This window comes from Thalassospira sp. NFXS8 (assembly GCF_040148805.1).
Classification (GTDB): Bacteria; Pseudomonadota; Alphaproteobacteria; order Rhodospirillales; family Thalassospiraceae; genus Thalassospira.
Window position 1 is genome coordinate 1 of sequence record NZ_JAGEMF010000003.1, and the last position, 17,038, is coordinate 17,038.

At 49.0% G+C, this 17,038-nt stretch carries 12 protein-coding genes and 1 tRNA gene; 9 read left to right on the top strand and 4 right to left on the bottom strand.

Annotation, left to right across the window (positions count from 1 at the left end):
* Positions 1-48 precede the first annotated feature (48 nt).
* The 3 genes from J4E05_RS16370 to J4E05_RS16380 all read left to right on the top strand — a co-directional run bounded on the left by J4E05_RS16370 (position 49) and on the right by J4E05_RS16380 (position 2,034).
* Positions 49-125 (top strand) — tRNA-Met (locus J4E05_RS16370).
* A gap of 276 nt (positions 126-401) precedes the next feature.
* Positions 402-1,454: a helix-turn-helix domain-containing protein gene (locus J4E05_RS16375; RefSeq protein ID WP_349597623.1), complete on the top strand. Its 1,053-nt coding sequence runs from the start codon at positions 402-404 to the stop codon at positions 1,452-1,454.
* Entirely contained in the window at positions 1,447-2,034 is a 588-nt protein-coding gene (locus tag J4E05_RS16380) for a hypothetical protein (protein WP_349597626.1), read from the top strand. Before J4E05_RS16375 ends, J4E05_RS16380 begins: the two co-directional genes overlap by 8 nt.
* A 58-nt stretch (positions 2,035-2,092) precedes the next feature.
* On the opposite strand, the gene J4E05_RS16385 is transcribed toward J4E05_RS16380, so the two are convergent.
* Complete coding sequence (locus J4E05_RS16385; protein ID WP_349597629.1) at positions 2,093-3,484, bottom strand: IS1380 family transposase; 1,392 nt, start codon at positions 3,482-3,484, stop codon at positions 2,093-2,095.
* A 371-nt stretch (positions 3,485-3,855) separates the two neighbouring features.
* On the bottom strand, positions 3,856-4,569 hold the full coding sequence (locus tag J4E05_RS16390) for a hypothetical protein (protein WP_349597632.1): 714 nt from the start codon (positions 4,567-4,569) through the stop codon (positions 3,856-3,858).
* A gap of 173 nt (positions 4,570-4,742) precedes the next feature.
* On the opposite strand from J4E05_RS16390, the gene J4E05_RS16395 reads away from it, so the two are divergent.
* The 3 genes from J4E05_RS16395 (at position 4,743) to J4E05_RS16405 (ending at position 7,941) form a co-directional block, all read left to right on the top strand.
* A complete protein-coding gene (locus J4E05_RS16395) occupies positions 4,743-5,111 on the top strand; it encodes a thermonuclease family protein (protein WP_349597634.1) in 369 nt (122 codons plus the stop codon).
* A gap of 280 nt (positions 5,112-5,391) precedes the next feature.
* The gene (locus J4E05_RS16400; RefSeq protein ID WP_349597637.1) at positions 5,392-5,850 is read left to right on the top strand and encodes a hypothetical protein; all 459 of its coding nucleotides are present in this window, start codon (positions 5,392-5,394) and stop codon (positions 5,848-5,850) included.
* A 705-nt stretch (positions 5,851-6,555) separates the two neighbouring features.
* Positions 6,556-7,941, top strand: a complete 1,386-nt coding sequence (locus J4E05_RS16405) for an Ea47 family protein (protein ID WP_349597639.1) — start codon at positions 6,556-6,558, stop codon at positions 7,939-7,941.
* A 187-nt stretch (positions 7,942-8,128) separates the two neighbouring features.
* Here J4E05_RS16405 and J4E05_RS24095 read toward each other — a convergent pair whose 3' ends face one another.
* Both J4E05_RS24095 and J4E05_RS16410 read right to left on the bottom strand, forming a co-directional pair.
* The gene (locus J4E05_RS24095) at positions 8,129-8,377 is read right to left on the bottom strand and encodes a transposase (RefSeq protein WP_503012349.1); all 249 of its coding nucleotides are present in this window, start codon (positions 8,375-8,377) and stop codon (positions 8,129-8,131) included.
* A gap of 414 nt (positions 8,378-8,791) precedes the next feature.
* Entirely contained in the window at positions 8,792-10,414 is a 1,623-nt protein-coding gene (locus J4E05_RS16410; RefSeq protein WP_349597641.1) for a recombinase family protein, read from the bottom strand.
* Positions 10,415-10,863: 449 nt separating this feature from the next.
* Between J4E05_RS16410 and J4E05_RS16415 the strand changes: the two genes are divergently transcribed.
* From J4E05_RS16415 to J4E05_RS16425, 3 genes are read left to right on the top strand one after another with little or no spacing between them, the layout of a single operon-like run.
* Positions 10,864-13,977, top strand: coding sequence for a type I restriction endonuclease subunit R (locus tag J4E05_RS16415; protein ID WP_349597644.1), 3,114 nt, complete (start codon positions 10,864-10,866; stop codon positions 13,975-13,977).
* Between the two features lie 37 nt (positions 13,978-14,014).
* Entirely contained in the window at positions 14,015-15,649 is a 1,635-nt protein-coding gene (locus tag J4E05_RS16420) for an HsdM family class I SAM-dependent methyltransferase (protein ID WP_349597647.1), read from the top strand.
* The gene (locus J4E05_RS16425; RefSeq protein ID WP_349597650.1) at positions 15,642-16,934 is read left to right on the top strand and encodes a restriction endonuclease subunit S; all 1,293 of its coding nucleotides are present in this window, start codon (positions 15,642-15,644) and stop codon (positions 16,932-16,934) included. The genes J4E05_RS16420 and J4E05_RS16425 overlap by 8 nt, the downstream gene beginning before the upstream one ends.
* Positions 16,935-17,038: the final 104 nt, after the last annotated feature.

The following is a 17,038-nucleotide window of genomic DNA, read 5'->3' on the forward strand; positions in this document are numbered from 1 at the left end:
ATGCGGCGTTATCTATTTATCCTTAAATAGATACAATATACCCACAATCGCGGGGTGGAGCAGCCCGGTAGCTCGTCAGGCTCATAACCTGAAGGTCGTCAGTTCAAATCTGGCCCCCGCAACCACTTCTCTCTCACTTGGCAAGTCTTAGATATAGACTCCAAGGATTCACGTCACAAGAGAAATTTGCAGTCGGGCATCGCCTTTAAGAGGAGGCGGCGCTTACGAGGCTATTTATTTCCTGACTTTTCAATAGCTTAAAAATGCAAAAAACCCGCTGGCGGCAACCAACGGGTCTTTGAAAAGGCTTAAACTGCCCTCGCTAATAATGGGATCAGTTTAGGCGACGGGATTGCTTTGTCAAGAACAAAAGCAAATAACCGGCCTGTGCCGACAAAAATATGAATCTGGACGACTCTGTTGTCTGCCCTTCGGGGCCCAAATCCGTTCCAGGCCTTGCCCGACGGACGGAAAGTTATGGCGATTTACTCGCCTTGTGTGACGGTTTTACCGGCTGCAATGATGTGACCACGGCTTCGGTAGTCGGTCTCGTGAGCCGAGGCATTTCCTGTTTATCCCCCTGTTTGACCGATCTTTCCGTTCGTGTTCTCATTCTGCTGATCGAGCATGTTTATGATGTGCGTACCTGGCGCAGTGGCCGCTTGACGGTCTGGCCAGGCAATCGGCGTTTGGCCGAATTGACCGGTAAGAATGAACGGTCGATCCGGCGGGCATTATGTTTGCTGGAGGCCAATCACTGGATTGTAAGGCGGTATTCCGCGTCGAACCGGCGTTCGGATGGCAATGCCGGGATTGATTTGCGTCCGGTCGCGGCACGTCTGCATGAGTTGCGCCAGGCGGCAGACTTTCTCGAACAGAAGATAGAGTCCGCCCGCGAACAGGCGAAGGTCGAACGAGATGATCTGGCGATGATGAATGTGTCAGAAGAGGTGACAAAAGAGTCCGGGGTGGTGGACGCTTCTGTCCACCTTAAATCCTACAAGTTAAATCCCGGTTCTACGAACCTTGTACAAGGCGGGGCTTCGCAGGCAATGCCCGGGCAGAGATCGAGCCCGACAATTTCCAGTCTTGATGTGGATCGGGAAATCCTGTTTTTGATGGTTCAGGCATCCCCGACCTTGCAAAGACAGCTTACGGCAGCCGAACTGTGTGACCTGATGGGACCGGAACCGTCTCGTGCCTCCATTCAGGCGGTTGCGACGGCTGTTAAATCGACCCTTTCCCGCCAGATCAAATTGCGGCCCGCTGTCTGGCAGGTGGCGCTGGCCAAACATGGCTGGGCGGCGCTGGCCGCTGTGATGGTGGCGGTTGACCGTCAGGGCGTGCGCGACCCAGCTGGCTATCTCTATGCCATGCTCAAATCGGCCCGTTTGCGCGATACCGTGCGCCACAATTTACGGGCCATCGAGCAGCAGGAGAGTGGTCATGCATGATTTTCTTCCTGCCGTTCACCAGCCTTCTGACTGCCAGCTTTTATTTGCCCGAAAAGCCCGGGGTCTGGCACATTTACGGCGCTGGAACGGGGCCTGTGATGTCTCTGTTGCCCAGTATTGTGTGATGGCGTGCGATAACGTTTCGCGTCGGGCCGCGCCCTATGGCCTGATCCATGACATCGAGGAAGATGAAACCGGGGATCTTCTTACGCCTGTGAAGCAAAAGATGCGCGAACTCGGAATCTGGCACCGCTTTGAAGCGGAGATCGTTTTGCCGATCCGCAAGTTTTACACGGAACTGGCGGGACTGTGCTGGCCGTGGCCCGCCGATGTGGTGGCGGAAGTTGCCGACATCGACCAGCGTTTGCAGGTGACGGAATATCGTGATGCGGTTGATCGGAACCTGGTCCCGGAACCGTCACCAGCTTTTTTTGAGTTGCGGTTTCCTGCTGATTTTGGCCTGCCGGGTCTGATTTTCCGGCGAGCAGTTCGTCTGTTCGGGCGCGGTGAGGGTCAGGAGAAGATATTGTGCCGAAAACGCAACCTGTGGTATTTTTTTTGCCTGAGGCAAGGCATGTGAAACCCTTCGCCCGAGTGGCGTTTGGCGTGTTCTGTGATGTTGTCGCGAAGTCGTGCGTCTATGTTGGCGCGCGCAAAGCCTGCCAGGCGGTGAGGAAGATATTCTGGTTGGGCATGGAGATCTTGATCCGTCGTATCGAGGTGGTGATTCTGGCACCGATCCTGAGCAGTTTTTGTCGGATGGTATCGGGCGCGGCCCGGGCCAGGTCGGTGCCTTTCAGGGCGCGCAGGCGCAGTTGTGTCATCAGCACATAGGCAAACCCGGCAAAGATCAGGCGCAGCTGGTTGGGTTTGAAGCCATGGGCCGAGGTTTGGTGGCCAAACAGGTCGAGCTGGCAATCCTTGATCCGGTTTTCCATGTCGCCGCGCGGGCAGTAGATGTTCTGATAGATTGCCCGGGCCATGGCATCGCGGTCGTTTGGAAATGCCTTCACTTCGCGGATCACCAGCGGGGTGTTCCAGTTTAGAGAGGTGACCAGAAAGCGGACCCTCTGGTCCCGACCCGGGCGGTGCAGGGTTTTACAGATGACCTGTCGCGGTCGCGGCCAGCTTCCCGATTTGGGTTGATGAGAGAAATGGCCGAATATCTCTACGGCAGCGTTGCTGTCGACCATCGCCACGGCAGCACGGCTCCTGATTTTGCGGGCCTTGTGCAGTAGCCAGGTGTTGCGGGGCAGGCCGAAGATATAATCCACGCGGTTGGCCTCGCACCAGTTCATCAGGTTCTTGCGCGCGAACCCGCTGTCGCCCCGGATCAGAATTTTCACCTTCGGCCAATGCGCGCGGATCTGGCCAACGATCCGCTTGATCGCTTTCTTCGCGCCGCGCGCCCCGTCGGCATTGCCCGCGCGCAGCCGGGATAACAACAAGTGGGGCCCGCAATAAATATAGAGGGGCAGGAAACAGCGGTGTTCGTAATAGCCATTGAAGAAACCGCCGTCCTGATGGCCGTGGGTCTTGATGTCGGTCGCGTCGATGTCGAGTGTGATGTGGTCGGGCGGGACATCGTAGCTTTCCACAAACAGCTCGACATAGAGATCCTGAAGTTGCGACGTTTTTGCCGCGAACTTGTGATAGCGGCGATCCCCTTCGATGAAATCCTGCTCCAGCCGCCCAAGGGTGGACGCGCCGGCTCGTTGCCTTGGCGGATGGCCCTGCTGCGTGTTTGCTGTCGCCATCAGCTTCAGGCAGGGATCGTTGCGCAGATCGTTATGATCCGTGAGATCTTCGTAGCCCAGCGCGATGCCGATGATGCGTTGAGCCAGCAAATCGGGCAGGTGATGCCTCACCCGGGCCGGGTCCCGGTGATCGTCGACATACCGCGCCATGCGCGACCAGAGGTTCAATCGAGCGGCGGTTTCGCGCAGCAATAATCCGCCCGCGTCAGAGGTTATCTCGCCCCCGTCGAATGCCGCCAGAACCCGCCGTCGACCGAAATCCGAGAACTGCATCGAAAAAACACCCTGTTATTTTTTGGAAACCGGGAATTCATTCTAACATCCAGATATCATTGCGAAAATGAGGATAACACCAAAATCTGGTGACGGATCCGGGTTTATGGATCGGGCCGGGCGGCTGTTTCCGGCATGGGAGGGTTGAAAAATGGATTGTGCAATCCACAAACTCGCCGAAGCCCTGCCCAGTGTCGAATTTTATAGTGAATTTGAAAGGTCCTCAGCCAATTCAATGTGGTTTTCTTAACTATTAACTTCCGTTAGATCTCTGGGCTGGGTGCTCACAACTAGCAGAAGAGCTGTGAGTTGCACCAGTGCAGATGATCAAAATTTTTAATTATTCAAGATTATTTGGTTGTTTCTTGTTTTTAGTGTTTTTTTGTTCGCTTCGCTGATTTTTTAGGTTGGATTATTGGTTCGTTTAATAAAGCTCCGAGGATGTTGTGGTGACCAATTGGTATGGTGATTTCGGCCCTTTGGTGGCGAACGTGATTAAAGGGTCTTGGTTCAGTTAATAGAGGTTTTTTCTTTTCATAGATTAAAAAACACTTTTGGGTTTCAAGGGCGGTGAATAATACTTTATCAAACGGGAAATTTTCTTTACTTAATAAGAAGTTTGTCCATTCTCTAAGTAGCTTGTTTGAGTTTGTGTTTTCGCTGTGGCAGATGAGAATGATATCTTTGAAAATATTGGATTTAGCGTAGTCTTCATGTTTTTTTAATTTTTTCATCGCTCCTTCGTAGATATAAAATTCATCTACGAATATTTCCATTTTTTTGTTGGCGTGGTTGATTTTTCCCCCGTTCTTTTTGTTTTCTGCAAATGCTTCGTTGATTTTGTTTATTCCATACGTTTGATCGTTAAAATATGCTTGGACATCTTCTTTGTCCACGGAGGTGATTTCTATGCCAACTTTGAATGAAGGATTTTTTTCATCAAAATCAGAGCGGGGTTCTATTACGTTTATTGCGGCATCTGGTCTATCATTTTGACTTTCATCTATGTTGTAGAATCCGTACAATTTATCTAATTCTGTTTTTGCTAAATCAAGAACCTTGAGTTCCAAGTTTCGTTTTTTCATGGCGTGCTCCTATTTTTAAGTGGGTTTTATTAAAAATATAGTATAATTCAGAATTTTGGGGGCAACAGTTAAATTGAGATTTATGTTTTTTTCTCGAGTAACGGTAGGTGCTACATTAGCTTGGTTTGTGTCTGTTACAATGAAATTATAGCTAGTTTTGAGGTGACGTCTCAATGGCTGCCTTTCTCGCTATTGAACCCGCTAATGTCTGGGTTGTGGATGGGGATACCGTGATGGTGGCCGGGGATCGCGTGCGACTTCTCGATATAGATACACCGGAAATTTACAGTCCACGCTGTAAGTCGGAACTGCAACTTGGTTTGAAGGCGAAGGCGAGGCTTCAAACACTTGTTCACAGTGCGCACGAAATTGCGATCCATTATGCCGACCAAGATGATCGATATGGACGCAAATTGGGAAGTTTGTATCTCGACGGTGAAGATGTAGCTGTCACTCTTTTGGCAGAAGGTTTGGCGCTACGCTGGTATCCAGGCAGGAAGGCCTGGTTGGCACGTAAGACAGTTTGGTGTGGTGATGAATGAGTTCTCGACGGTCGAAGGCATCAGCTTTGCGCCGGAGGAGGATCTTATTGGTTTTGCCTTCTGATATGCTGAGTGTTTCATTGTGAGGCTGATCTTGATGATAGGCCGCAGCCAGGACTTCGCCCTCTGCCGTAAAGCAGAATCAGGGTCCCGGTTCAGGCCTTGACGGCCTGAACATCCCATATTCAGCTTGACGGCATTCACCCTTTTTTGACGACGGGAAGAAGTTGAACCGGCCAGAGCGGTCCTTCGGTTGTCATTCAGAAAAGGGATACCCAAGATGCACACGGTAACAGATCACGATATTCACACTGCCAAACAGATTGCCCGCCAATTCGATGCCGCCATCCGGGCAAATGAGAGCGATGCTGCGCAAAAAGCTGCACAGGCTTTCAGGGCTTTGATCGTGTCAGCCAATGGTGACAGGGGTGAATTTGGCAGTTTTGCCCCGGACGGGGCTGGAGCGGCGATGACAGGAACATTTGCCGCCGAAGACGGCTTCATGCATGTGCATGGCTGCAACGAGGAATACAGGCTAGCCTTAACAGCCCATGGCATTGAAAATCTCAAAAAACTCATCGAAATCCATCGGCGCGACAGCGAAAGCGCCTCGTCTTTTGGGGGAGGGAAAGAGGCTACTTTAGCTGTTTTTCCGAAGCTCTTCCCATTCCCTTACCAGATTCATAACGACAGGCTTAGCGTTCTCAATCATTTCTTGGGGCCCAAACTTGGTTTCTAACTGGGCTAGTCCACGATTCAACGAAGGACCAAGCTCAACGCTTGCTTGGTGAACTGAGAGGTTGCCAGTTTCAAGAGTGGCTAAAACTTGAAGGGAAGGACCCGATGTGCCGTTGTCCAAAACCGAGTGAAAAAAGTTATTTGTAAGGCCAAGATGCTTGGCAATTTTGTTTCCGAACTTGCGTCCTTTGCGCAGTCCGCCTTTTGTCCAGATGAGGATCATGAAAACGATCCACACAGAGAGTAAACCGACTGCTATGTAAGAAAACATTTGAGGCCCCTCGAGAGATGCAATCTTCAATTTCAACTTTATGGCGATAGCATAGCAATGGAAGGTGTTTTCTTGAAAGCATTAAACTGCGAACGGCTGGTAGCCGAGCGTTGGCGACTGTGACACAATCGTGATACACAGGATTTTTAAACCCGCCGCTTACAGTGCTAGCCTATAATCTATGTTTTTCAGTTCTTTATCTGGAAGATGGCGAAGAGGGTGGGACTCTCTACCAAGTTGCCAACAACCCATTGATATTTTAATTCAACCTTCGTACGTTCGGTAGGTTGACGGGTATTCTCAGATAATGCCGTTGTCAACTATTTGTTGTCACTCGCGAGCAATGCGGAATGTCGGCAAGGAAAGTTCAGTTGGACTCACGTGGCGTAAGTCAGTACCGATGATGATTATCGATGTTGCTAAAGGAGGATGTAGATGTCCGATACCAAGCACAACTACAAATGCCCTCTTCATGCAGTTGATCGGCGACTAGAAGATTTGCATCGGCAGTGGCATCAGGCGGAGCAAGCTTACTTTGATCCAGAAGCATTCCGGGTTGCCATCCAGACTGCGATACAGACGGCTAGGACGGTTTCCTTCATTCTTCAGAGTAACAAAGCGATAATTCCGCAATTTGATGTTTGGTATCAAGCGTGGCAGGAACGTTTAAAGGCGATACCTCTCATGCGCTGGATGGTCGATGCAAGGAATCGTATTGAGAAGCAAGGCGACCTTGAGAGCCATAGCTGGGTTCGAGCAGAGATACTTGCTTCCCATCTCAATGAAGGCCCAAGGGAAGACGTTCGTGCAGACCTTTTCGATGGTGCGAAGCACATCCTTGAAAACGTCCCAAAGAACGCCCTCGGAGCGCATATACTAAAAGATGGCGTGCTGCGGATAGAAAGACGATGGGTCGAAAACTCACTACCGGACTACGAATTGCTGGATGCCGTGGCCATTGCGTACGGGCATCTATCGCTCCTGGTCGCGGATGCTCACCGTCATATGGGTCTACTGGAGCCAACGGTCTCAACCGAGAAGGGTGAGCTTCCTTACGACCGAGCTATGGCCGGTGGACGCATGCCATGCATGATTGGGCACCATGAGAACAGGCTCTTGGACATCTGGATCGCGACCGGGCAGTTATTAGAGTTTGAGGCGCATCGCGTGAAGTTGGACGTCGAAAAGGCAAAGGAAGCCGCCAAGCGTTATGGCATTGAGATGACCGAGAATCGCAGTCATGATCTGGATGTTCGTAGCCATGCGCGACATTTCTTTAAGATGGCCCGTCAGCTATTTTTGCACGACGGCCATCACGTTTTCATGATCATAATTTTTAAGAACGGCAAGCCGATCGACATGAGGGAGGTGCGAATTGAGGAGCACGGCCAGAAGTATGTATTTATGCGAAGCCTTGCACATGACGTGCTGCGGTTGGGCGGAGATGCGGTCCTAACAATAAGTGAAATCTGGCGGGCCCAATTCGATAGGAAGCATGCCTACAAAAGGGCGGTCGATATGCCGGACCGAAAAGAAGGTTTGGCTGCCACTTTGGTGATGAAGGAGGGTGAGCCATTCCATCTATACGCAGAAATCAACAGATCAGGCACTTTTGTTCAACTGGAGGAAACCGTCGAATTGGATGGCGGCTTTCCGTATGCATTCGCTCCCATTTATGCCGCATGGGGGCGGCAGCCACCTGGCCCTCCATCAACTGCTGATGTCATAACAGGGAGACGCTCTAGCAGGCTCTCTCGACTTCGACGGATCCTAGGCTCATCTACGGCATTGACGTTGATCGCCAGCCTAAGATCCAACTAGCAGGCACTCACTGATGAACGTCCAAGAGCATCGTACTATAACCTTGAGAGATATTGACGGATGTCAGCCGACGACAGAGTATAGAAAAACCGCCATCAACGGGCTCGCAACCCTCCGGCGGTTTTTCACAGAAAAGAGGCGTCTTCCGGGCGATGAGAAGAATAATCCGCAACATCTTGACGGTCCGTCAGCGCGACCGGAGCAAAAGCCGGACTACTATCTGCCGACCTGCTGACCTGCCGTACTGTCGACGCCATTTGTTCAGGGTGCTGTGCCCAATCCCCTGCCGGATCGCATATTCCCGCACTGACACACCAGAGGCAAAGCTCGCGGCAACAAGACGCTGCTTTTCCTCTGTCGTCAGACGGTGTCCGTTGACAATGTCAGAACTACATATGTCGGCCAAATCCCGATTTCCCAAGCTGTTCGGAGACACCGCTCCCTCTTGCTCCTAAAATCCGGTCTTTTACTCTCTCCCGCAAGGTAGGCGTGAGTGGACGCTTACTCTATATCTTCGATTGCTCTTATCAAGTTAAGGTGGGCTGCACGCAGCGCTTACCTTGATCTGCCGTTTATCTCCGAAACGGGGTTCCTGTCGTATTTTTATGCAGAATGGCTGCCTATGAGCGTGAATGAGGCCGCCGACATCATTTTTTGCCAATATGCTAAAGTGGGAAGATGACGAATATTGACCCGAAATATCGTCAAAGCAGGTTGGATCGGATGCCGGATTTTGTTCAGATTTCCAGCAGCGACTTTCCGGGTGTTCTTACAAAGATCGATAGCACCGGGCAAATCGGGTTTCAGTTTTGAAAGGATACGATTTTTAAACCGGCAAAATTTTGCCGGTTTACTTTTGTTGGCCGAGAATGCGCACCATTGCTGGAATGTCGTATTCAATTTCGCAGGTCCGATACCAGCGTTTGCCATCAGGGTCCCAATGGGCAGTGATGGTGTAGCTTTTCATCGTATTGCGCAATTGGGTGACGGCTTCAGGGTCACGGCTCCAGACCCGCAGTTTTTCAATGTTTTTGGTGAAGCGCGCATGGATTTCCCGAATGTTGGTAGGGGGAGAAAGCTCCGCCAGAGCGCGTTTTTCCCGGTCAATGTCAAGGCGGGTGAGGCGCATTTGTTCGGTATTGTCCTCGAACCAGGCTTTGAGTTCGCTGGTGTCGCTGCCAACGCCAAAGGTGCTCAGGGCATGTTCGGCCCGATTGCGTAAGTCCTCAAGTTTCTGCTGTGACTTTTCGAGATGTCGGACATGGCGCTGGCGTTTGCGCTCTATTTTGTCGCTTTGATAATAGGCGGTAATGTCTTCGGGCTTGAGCCGCAGGGCTGCGGCCAGCACCGCTTCCATCAGATCGGCATAGCGGACAGCCCGATTGGCACATTGATGATGGCGGCAGGCATAGCGGTCTGCCCAGTGTGCTCCCATGCGAATATTGTGATGGGCGCATTTGAGGCGACCGGCAAACAGGGCAAAAACTTTGCCGCCGGTTTTGATTTGCCGTTCCCGCCAGTCGCGGATGCGCGATTTGGCAATGGTGTCTGTTTCGACCGGATCTCGTAACTTCACAGTGGCACGATATTCGGCGGCCTTGCTGGAACGTTCATCCAGCATCGCCTGCACCGCATCGAAAGTTGCATCATCGATAATTTGCAATTCCGGGATCGGCACATGAATCCATTCGCTTTCCGGGCGCATGACCGAGAGTTTTTTGCCGGTTTCCGGGTTCTTGCGATATTGCATCCGGTTAAAGGTGACAATGCCGCGATACAGTGTGTTGCGCAAAAGGCCTGTCTTGCGTACCCGTGTGCCAACCAGTGTGGTGGGTGCCCATTTTCCGCCAGAGGGGGCTGCAATGCCCATCCGGTCCAGTGCATTACAAATGTGGCGCAGTTTTTCGCCACTCTGATACATGGCAAAGATCTTGCGGATGGTTTCGGCCTCGTCTGGAACAATTTTGCGTTTGCCATGTAATAGTCCCCCAGTCTCGTCCAGCCCCCGGACGATTTCGTAACCATAGGTGCGGCCACCCGGTACGCTGCCGCGTAATACGGCGGCGACCATGCCTCGATGGGTCTTATCCGACAGGTCCTTGAGGTAAAGCGCATTCATTGTGCCTTTCAGGCCGATATGCAGCTCGTTGATCACACCTTCGCTGATGGTTTCGACCTCAATGCCGACAAAAACCATTTTCTTGAAGAAATGGGCTACGTCTGCCTGGTCGCGACTGATGCGCGAGAGATCTTCACAGATGATGCGGTCAAACCGGTTGTCGAATGCTGCCATAAGCAGGCTGGAAATTCCGGGCCGGTTTTCCATCATTGCGCCGGAAAAGGCTTCATCGTGATAAATATCGGTGATCTGGTAATTCTTTGCCAGGCAATAGGCTTCACATCTGGATATCTGGTCATGGCTGCTTGTGATCTGACGATCCGTCGAATGACGGGCATAAATGGCAACTCTCACGTATTCCGGCCTATTGCTCTTAAAGGTAATCAGAGGAGGGAGTGATAGGCCGCCAATCATCCACATGAGATGCCACGGTGCAACCTGCAAAACGGATAGGTTTTTGGCGGAAATCCGCCATGTAATATATACATTTCAAATGTTTGCAGGAGATTGCAGAAGTTTGCAGAAGTTTGCACGACAATGCGGGAGTTTGCAGAAGATTGCACGAAGTTGTATAACTCTCCCCTGTCGTTGGTCTGGCAGGATAGGTGTGGTGGGCCCACCACACTGCCCGAGAATGGGCATCCTGCTTATTCGCATGGCGGTGCCATGCTTAACGTGGTCTTAAAGAAGGGTAGAGGGCCGATGATGGAATAGGTTTAGAAATTATCTGAATGTTAAGCCCGCTGTCTACCAAGCTAACCCAATAAGATGGGTCCAGATTTGCTGCCTTATAAGGGAATGCTATGGCGTTTAATGAAGACTCACGAGTGAAGATCCCACTCATTCTTCACCTGATGCGTTTGGGCTATCAATACCTTTCACTTAAAGACCAAACTTGGGATCTTGATACCAATATATTTCCAGCTTTATTCAGTGCAGCGATCACAAAAATCAATCCCGGTATTGAAGAGTCGGATGCAGTGCGTTTGCTGGAAGATGTCAAGTTGCTGCTTGATAACGAAGACCTAGGTCGTGCCTTCTTTGAGCGTCTGTCTGAACGTTCCAATACTAAACTGATTGATTATGAAAATTTTGATCGCAACACTTTCCATGTTGTCACAGAACTGACTTGTCAAAATGGTGATGAAGAATTCCGTCCTGACGTCACTTTGCTAATTAACGGCATGCCGTTGGTGTTTATTGAGGTGAAGAAGCCAAACAATCGGGAAGGCATTCTGGCCGAGCGTGACCGGATCAACAAGCGCTTTCAAAACCCTAAATTTAAGCGCTTTGCCAATATTACCCAGTTTATGATTTTCTCCAATAATATGGAGTATGATGATGGCGATCCAGAACCAGTACAAGGTGCCTTTTACGCCAGTAGTTCTTACCATGAGCCTGTATTTAACTATTTCCGTGAAGAAGAAATCTTAAACCTAACCGCACTACTTAAGCCTCTGTCGGATGAAGACGAACGGAAAGTCTTAAAAGACACCAATCTGGAAGTGATTCGTAGTAACCCAGAGTTTCTGACCAACAAACAGCCCGAGCGTCCGACCAACCGCATTTGCACCTCTTTGTTATCCCGTGAACGCTTTGCCTTCATCTTGCGCTATGCGCTGGCCTATGTGTCAGAAGCCGACGGGCTACAGAAGCAAATTATGCGGTACCCACAACTGTTTGCTACCAAAGCCATCGAACGCAAGTTAAGCGAAGGTGTTAAAAAAGGCATTATTTGGCACACCCAAGGCAGCGGTAAAACCGCCCTGACATTTTACAACGTGCGATTTTTAACCGACTACTTTCAAAAGCAACAGGTTATTGCAAAGTTTTACTTTATAGTTGACCGCCTAGACCTGCTGCAACAAGCGCAACGTGAATTTATCGCCCGTGGCTTAATCGTACACACTATCAACTCACGGGATGCCTTTACCCGTGACATCAAAGCCATGCAGGTGATCCATAACCATTCTGGCAGGCCAGAAATCACCGTGGTGAACATTCAGAAGTTTAAAGATGATCCAGATGTTGTCAGCACTAAAGATTACAACGTCGCGATACAGCGCGTGTACTTTTTAGACGAAGTTCACCGCAGCTATAACCCCAAAGGCAGTTTTTTAGCCAACTTGAGCCAGTCAGATAGCAACGCCATCAAAATTGGCCTAACTGGCACGCCGCTATTGGGGGATGACTACAACTCACGCGCCTTGTTTGGTGACTACATTCATAAGTACTACTACAACGCATCCATTGCCGACGGTTACACCCTGCGCTTAATCCGTGAAGAAATTAGCACTCAATACAAAATCGAATTGCAAAAGGCTCTTGAAAAAGCCGAAGTGAAAATGGGCGATGTTGATCGTAAGCTGATTTATGCCCACCCAAGCTTTGTTGAGCCGATGTTGACTTACATTGTGACCGATTTTGAAAAAAGCCGTGGCGCATTAAACGATTCCATGATGGGTGGCATGGTAATTTGCGACAGCTCAGATCAAGCCAAACAGATGTTTGAAATTTTCAATGGCGTTTATGCCGATGCACCTATTCTGCCGCAAACAACCAATTCAAGTGGCCAGGTACTCGAAGTCGCTGAACCTGCGCCAGCCGCTTATTCTGAATCTGTTAAACAAGCACAAAAGGTAAAAAACGCCGCCCTGATCCTGCATGACATCGGCACCAAAGAAGAGCGCAAAAACTGGGTCGAAGACTTCAAAGCGGGCAAAATCGACTTTTTGTTCGTGTACAACATGCTACTCACTGGCTTTGACGCCAAACGACTGAAAAAACTCTACTTGGGCCGAGTGATCCGCAAGCACAATCTGCTACAAGCACTCACACGAGTGAACCGTACTTACAAAGACTTCCGCTATGGCTATGTTGTGGATTTCGCCGATATTCGTAAAGAGTTTGATGCCACCAACAAAGCCTATTTCGACGAATTGCAGTCGGAACTTGGCGATGAGATGGAGCACTACTCACACCTGTTTAAGTCGCAGGAAGAAATCAAACAAGAAATCGAGCATATCAAAGACGTACTGTTCCGTTTTGATACCGACAATATGGAAGAGTTCTGCAATCAGATCAGCCAAATACAAGATCGCGACACCGTGTTAGCGCTAAAGAAAGCCTTAGGTGATGCGCGCAGCTTGTATAACTTGATCCGCTTGCAAGGCGAGTATGACTTTCTCGATGACCTGGATTTTGCCAAGCTCAATGTGCTTTACCGTGAAACCAGTAACCATCTTGATTTACTCAACCTTAAAAACGACTTGGAAAGCGGCCAAGATACCAGTACCTTGCTCAGCCGCGCCTTAGAAGACGTGATATTCAAGTTTGTAAAAATCGGCGAAGAAGAGCTGGTACTGGCCGACAAACTGAAAAACACCCTGCGCCAAACCCGCGAAGCACTGGCCAGCAATTTTGACCAGCAAGACCCACAGTTTATCAGCTTAAAAGAAGAGCTAGAGCGCCTGTTTAAAAAGAAAAACCTCAGCGAAGTGACTCAACACGAAATGGTTGCCAACATCGACGCGCTCAATAAAATTCACGATCGCGTCAAAGAACTCAACCGCCAAAACAACCAACTGCGGCAAAAATACATGGGCGACGCCAAATACACTCGTATTCACAAGCGCTTGCAAGAGCGCCAGCAAAGCCAAAGCGACATCAGTGAGTCAGAACGTAAAATCTTTGCAGCTTTAGCGGGCGTAAAACAAGATGCCGACGAGCAAGTGCTCAACAACAGCCAGGTGCTCGACAATGAAAGCTACTTCGAGCGCCAAATGATGCCGCTGGTGATTGGCCGCTTTATGAAAGAGCAGAATATCAAACTCAACGCCGACGCCTCACGGTATATTAATCACCTCGTCGTCGCGGAATATTCAAAAGAATTTAATACTGGCAGCCAAGCGTGGTAATGCGAGTAAAACTGATTAGTAAGTAGAAAAAAACAAAATGGTTGAATTAGAATTTCAGCAAAAAACCAAAACCCTGATTGATAGCTTAAAAAGCATCTGTGCTAACTACGGGTTAGGTAACGACGGTAACGAATTTAAAATCATTACCCAAACGTTTCTGTATAAGTTTTTAAACGATAAGTTTGCCTTTGAAGCCAAAAAGCTCGACGACAACATCGCCAAAGCGGAAAAGTGGGAAGAAGCCCTAGCAGCCATGAGCGAAGACGATCTCGACATGCTGCAACTGCAAATGGGCGGCGATACCGCAAGGCTAAAACCGCAGCACTTTATCAGCTACTTGTTTAGCCAACAAAACGCGCCAGACTTTGCCAAACTATTTGACGATACCCTTATCGACATTGCCATTACCAATAACGATGTGTTCGCGGTAAAAACCGATGGCGGTGCAAAAGTGGTGCTGTTTGACCGCATCAGCCAATACATTGCTGATGATTCAAAGCGTGATGCCTTCTGCCGCGCCATTATCAATAAACTGGTGGAATTCAGCTTTGAGCGTATTTTTACACAAAAATTCGATTTTTACGCCACCATCTTTGAATACCTGATCAAAGACTACAACAGTAATTCCGGCGGCAAATACGCCGAGTATTTTACCCCCCATGCTGTAGCACGCATTATGGCGGAAATCTTAGTGCCCAAAGAACAGCGCGGCACCGTGCGCAACGTGGCCTGTTATGATCCATCCGCTGGTTCGGGCACTTTGTTAATGAATGTCGCCCATGCCATTGGTGAAAACCGCTGTAGCATCTACACCCAGGATATTTCGCAGAAATCTTCCAACTTGCTGCGGTTAAACCTGATCTTAAATAACTTGGTGCACTCAATCCCGAATGTGATCCAAGGTAATACCGTGCTCCATCCTTACCATAAGGATGGCAAAGAGTTAAAACGCTTCGACTATATCGTTTCTAACCCGCCGTTTAAGCTCGATTTCAGCGATTTTAGAGACGAGCTAGATAGCAAAGAAAATAAAGAGCGTTTCTTTGCCGGTATTCCCAAAATCAAAGCCAAAGCTAAGGACAAGATGGAAATCTACCAATTGTTCTTGCAGCACATCATTGCCTCTCTTAAATCGGGCGGCAAAGCGGCCGTAGTAGTGCCTACCGGCTTTATTACCGCACAATCAGGTATCAACAAGAAAATCCGCGAACATCTGGTGAAAAACAAAATGCTGGCGGGTGTGGTTTCCATGCCATCTAATATCTTCGCCACCACCGGCACTAACGTGTCCATCCTGTTTATCGACGCCAGCAACGATGGCGATGTGGTTCTGGTGGATGCCTCAAACCTGGGCGAGAAAGTCAAAAACGGCAAAAACCAAAAAACTGTGTTAACGTCGGAGGAAGAGCAACGGATTATCGATGTCTTTAACGCCAAAGAGGCGGTGGAGGATTTTTCCGTCGCGGTGAGCTATGACGACATCGAAGCCAAGAACTACTCACTAAGTGCTGGCCAATACTTCGATGTCAAAATTGAATATGTGGATATTACCCCAGAACAGTTTTCGGAAAAGATGCAGAGCTTTACCAGAAATCTGGATAGCTTGTTTAGCCAGTCTCGTGATTTGGAAACTGAGATTAAAAAGAAGTTGGCGAGGTTGAAGTATGAGTAACCTCAAGAAGTATCGGTTTTGTGACCTATACACAATGTCTTCCGGGATATCCTCTACGAAAGACCAGGCAGGGCATGGTAGCCCATTTCTATCGTTCTCTGTGGTATTCAATAACTATTTCGTGCCAGATGCACTGCCCGACTTGATGGACACATCTGACAAAGAAAAAGAAACCTACTCAATAAAGAGTGGTGATATTTTTCTTACTCGAACCAGCGAAGTGGTTGATGAACTAGCGATGAGCTGCGTAGCTATCAAGGATTACCCGAATGCCTCATATAGTGGCTTTTTGAAACGACTTCGTGCAACACAAGCTGATATCACCTACTCGAAATTCATGGCTTTCTACCTAAGAAGTCCAATGTTCAGGAAAACCATGACAAACAACGCTGTCATGACGCTTAGAGCAAGCCTGAATGAGGCTATATTCTCATATTTGGATCTTTTGTTGCCCGAATATGATGACCAAGTGAAAGCGGGTGATCTTCTTTATCTTTTAAACGAAAAAATTGCACTCAATAACCGCATCAACGCCGAGTTGGAAGCCATGGCCAAAACCCTGTACGACTACTGGTTTGTACAGTTCGACTTCCCCGACGACTCACCAAAAGGTCAAGGCAAACCCTACAAATCCTCCGGCGGCAAAATGGTCTACAACCCAGCCCTGAAACGGGAAATACCGGAGGGGTGGAGTGATGGCACACTGGAAGATCTTGGCCAAATTGTTGGTGGCAGTACACCTTCGACCCAAGATCCTGAAAATTTCTCGACTGATGGCAGGCCTTGGATAACGCCTAACGATTTATCTAATAATCAAGGCAACAAATTCATTTCCCGAGGTGGGCAAGATGTCTCTGCTGAGGGTATTAAAAACGCTTCGTTGAAAATGTACCCCGCAGGTACTGTTTTGCTTAGTTCAAGAGCGCCAATTGGTTACATGGCAATATCAAGAAATGAAGTAACAACGAATCAGGGGTTTAAGTCCTTTATACCAAATAAATTATATTCAACGGAGTTCATCTATTACACGGTTAAAAACTCTCTTAAAGCGATTACTAAATACGCTTCTGGATCGACGTTTAAAGAGGTTTCAGGAGGTACATTGAAAACGGTTAAGGTTGTTTTACCTAGTGGAAATATATGCGATGCGTTTACCGAGAAATCTAAACCTATTTTTAGCCAGCAAGATAATATCGAAAAAGAAAATATACAATTGGCCAAACTCCGCGACTGGCTTCTCCCATTGCTCATGAACGGTCAGGTTACTGTTGGGGAGGTGAGCTAAATGTTAAACCTTACATCACACCGTTTAGTCAGGAGGCAGCACGAAATTTAACGTTGCACACTTAGGCGGTATGGATAAGGACACCGTTGAACTGGGTGATTTAA